5 protein-coding genes are annotated in these 3138 nt (G+C 57.3%); all 5 read left to right on the top strand.

Annotated elements, in window-relative coordinates:
- The first annotated feature begins 48 nt into the window (after positions 1-48).
- Positions 49-693 (top strand): cobalt transporter CbiM, encoded by a 645-nt coding sequence (gene cbiM, locus CW742_RS09540; RefSeq protein WP_292419655.1) that lies wholly within the window; start codon positions 49-51, stop codon positions 691-693.
- A gap of 5 nt (positions 694-698) precedes the next feature.
- A complete protein-coding gene (locus tag CW742_RS09535; RefSeq protein WP_292419652.1) occupies positions 699-1043 on the top strand; it encodes a PDGLE domain-containing protein in 345 nt (114 codons plus the stop codon).
- 42 nt (positions 1044-1085) lie between these two features.
- Entirely contained in the window at positions 1086-1919 is an 834-nt protein-coding gene (locus tag CW742_RS09530; protein ID WP_292419649.1) for an ATP-binding cassette domain-containing protein, read from the top strand.
- On the top strand, positions 1916-2743 hold the full coding sequence (locus CW742_RS09525) for an energy-coupling factor transporter transmembrane protein EcfT (protein WP_292419646.1): 828 nt from the start codon (positions 1916-1918) through the stop codon (positions 2741-2743). The genes CW742_RS09530 and CW742_RS09525 overlap by 4 nt, the downstream gene beginning before the upstream one ends.
- Before the next feature lie 46 nt (positions 2744-2789).
- Positions 2790-3138: hypothetical protein (locus tag CW742_RS09520; protein WP_292419644.1), on the top strand; the 349-nt coding region annotated here is incomplete at its 3' end.

The following is a 3138-nucleotide window of genomic DNA, read 5'->3' as shown; positions in this document are numbered from 1 at the left end:
CATCACAGATATGATAAAAATCTGAAATAGTAGTACAGTGGTGAAACCATGCACATTCCTGACGCGTTCATACCCATCTGGCAGGGAGCGATCTACTGGATCATCGCCCTGGTCTTTGTTGCGCTGGCCCTGAGGTGGGCCAGGAACGAAATGAGCGAGGAGAAGCTCCCGCTTGTTGCGGTCCTTGCCGCGGGCATCTTCGCCCGCCAGTCCTTCAACCTCCCCGTCTCCATGGGGACGAGCGGACATCTCGTGGGCGGGGCTCTTGCCGCGATCATCCTCGGATCGCCGTTTGCGGCAATCTTCATCCTCACGCTGGTTTTAATCGTCCAGGCCGTCCTCTTCGGCGATGGCGGCATCACCGTTCTTGGGGCCAACATCATCAACATGGGAGTCATTGGAGGCTTCGTTGGTTTCTATACGTTCAGGGGTTTGATGAGTGCAACAAAGAGCATGCCGGTTTCGGTGTTCATCGCAGCATGGCTTGCCTGTCTCATTCCGGCCCTTGCCTGTGCAGTCGAGATGTTCCTTGCCGGGACATTCCCGCTGGCAGAAGGGCTCGCTGCCATGGGTATCTACCACGCCATCATCGGTGTTATTGAAGGGTTCGTCACCGTTGCAGTAATCTACCTGATTACCGCCGCCCGCCCGGACCTTGTCGATACCGGTGTGAAAGTACCCGCAGGAGCGTGAATGCCATGATGGACAACAAGACATTCATTATTGTCGGGATTGTCATCGCCCTCCTCATCGGTGGCGTGGCGGTATTCCTCGCATCCGGCGATCCGGATGGCCTTGAGAGTACAGCGCTCGTAGTGCAGGGCCAGAAGACCCTCACGGGGGCAACACCGGAAGATGCCGAGATCCACGAAGACCTCACCGGCAAGTTCTCGTATGAATCCCCCATGCCGGATTACTCCCTTGGAGAGTCTATGGGTCCCATGGGAGGGATCGTGGCAATCGTATTTGGCACGATCCTCGCGTTCCTTGTCGTGCTCGGCCTTGCCTATGGCATCAGGATGGCCGGCAAGCCGGCAAAATAAACCAACAGACCTTTACCTTTTTTGATCCAATATGCAGTACTTATGCACCTGATCGAGACCCGCGATCTCTGTTATACCTATCCTGGAAAAGTTACCGCCCTTAACAACATCACCTTCATTGCCCCCCGGAACTCCCGTATTGCCGTTATCGGGTCGAATGGTGCCGGAAAGAGCACGCTCTTCAAGCACTTCAACGGGATCTTCAAAGCCACATCGGGCTCGGTGCTTATCCGGGGCGAGCCCATCACCAAACAGAACATCAAGGAGATCCGGAAGTTCATAGGCATCGTCTTCCAGAACCCTGACGACCAGATCTTCTCACCAACGGTCGAGCAGGATATCGCATTCGGCCCCACGAATCTCGGGCTGGATGGAGAGACCATTCACCACCGGGTCCACGAGGCGCTCCGTGTCGTGGGGATCGAGCACCTGGCCCACCGGGTCCCCCACCACCTGAGCGGGGGCGAGAAGAAACGGGTGGCGATTGCCGGGGTCATCGCCATGGAACCGGAAGTCCTTGTACTGGACGAGCCAAACGCCGGTCTCGACCCCCGGGGTGTCACCGACCTCAACGCATTCATCAATTCGCTCCCGAAGAAGTACGGGATGACCGTCATCTTCTCCACCCACGATGTCGGGCTGGTGCCCGAGGTTGCAGATTATATCTATGTGATGGACAAAGGGAGGATCGTGGCGCAGGGGACAACGGACGAGATCTTCGTCCAGCCGGACATGCTCAGGTCCGTGCGGCTGGACGTCCCCGTCATCCCCCGGCTGCTCAAGTCGCTCAAAGAGCACGGCGTTGACGTATCCATGGCATACACGTACGCGGATGCAGAAGAGTCCCTCCTGAAGGCCTTTGGCAAGCGATCATGATCGAAGAACTCTTCCAGATCGAGCGGGATGCGTACAAGGACAGCCCGGTCCACCGGCTGGATGCACGGGTGAAGATCGTCATCGCCTTTGCCGCGATCATCGCCCTTGTTGCCGTCCCCTATTCTCCCATGATCTACACGGTGGGGGCAGTTTTCTTCCTTTTCTTTGCCCTGCTCTGGTGTTTCACCGGGCTCTCGCCCGTAATTTATGCCCGGCGGGCGCTTGCCATCATCCCGCTCTGGGGAGTCATCATCTTCTTCCAGATTTTCTTAAAGAACAAGTACTACACCACCTATGACGTGGTCATGAGCCTTCCCTTCGGGATTAACATCTATGCCCAGTCCATTGAGTTTGCATTCATCCTGCTTGTCAAGTTCGTGGTCTGCATCTCGTTTATCATCCTGCTCTCCTCCACAACAAAGATGCCCGATATGCTCGAAGGCGGGGCACGGATGGGACTCCCCGCGGAGTTCGCCCTTGCTCTTGGGATGATGATCCGCTACCTCTTCGTCTTCGGCTACATGTTCCGGAAGATGAACGAGACCTTAATGACCAAGTGCTTCGACGCCTTCGATCGGAAACTCTCCTACCGGTACCGCCTCCGCCAGTTGGGGTACACCATGGGAACGATGTTCATCCGCTCGTACGAGCAGGGTGAGCGGGTGTACACGAGCATGCTCTGCCGGGGATACGGCAGGGAGAGTTACCTGTTTGTTGCGAGGAAACCGCTGAAACGGCCGGAATGGGTTCTCCTTTCCCTGTCGCTCGCGTTCATCATCGCCATCCCGATCATTGTCTGGCTGGGCCGGTTCAGCATCATCTGACGTCCGCGACCGGATTCTTTTTGCCATCCCGCTCCCATCATTCCCCATGGAGCACCAGTTCGGCCACGGTTTCGTCACGAGCATCACTTTGATTGCCATGCACTTTGCCCTCCCCCCGGAGCAGGCATGGCCGGGGGCAGGGGATCATGTTGCAGGGCTTGTCCTGCCGGAGAAATTCCGGGGAACGGAAGTCGAGGAACTCACCACTCTCCTCCGGAAGAAAGTGGTCTGGCACCAGCCGGGCTCGATGGACCGGGCGGACGCACGCGATGTCGTCTTCACGTTACACCGGCTCGTGGTTGCGATTTACAAGGGGCTTGGGTTTGCAGATGCAGCGGTTGGGGGGTTCCGGTATAGCCGGTTGCCCGCCCGCCCCACAATCAATGTTAATCGGG

The sequence above is a fragment of the Methanoregula sp. genome (assembly GCF_002835825.1).
Classification (GTDB): domain Archaea; phylum Halobacteriota; class Methanomicrobia; order Methanomicrobiales; family Methanospirillaceae; genus Methanoregula.
Note: the sequence above shows the minus strand (reverse complement) of the source record. Positions and strands in the feature narration are given on the sequence as shown.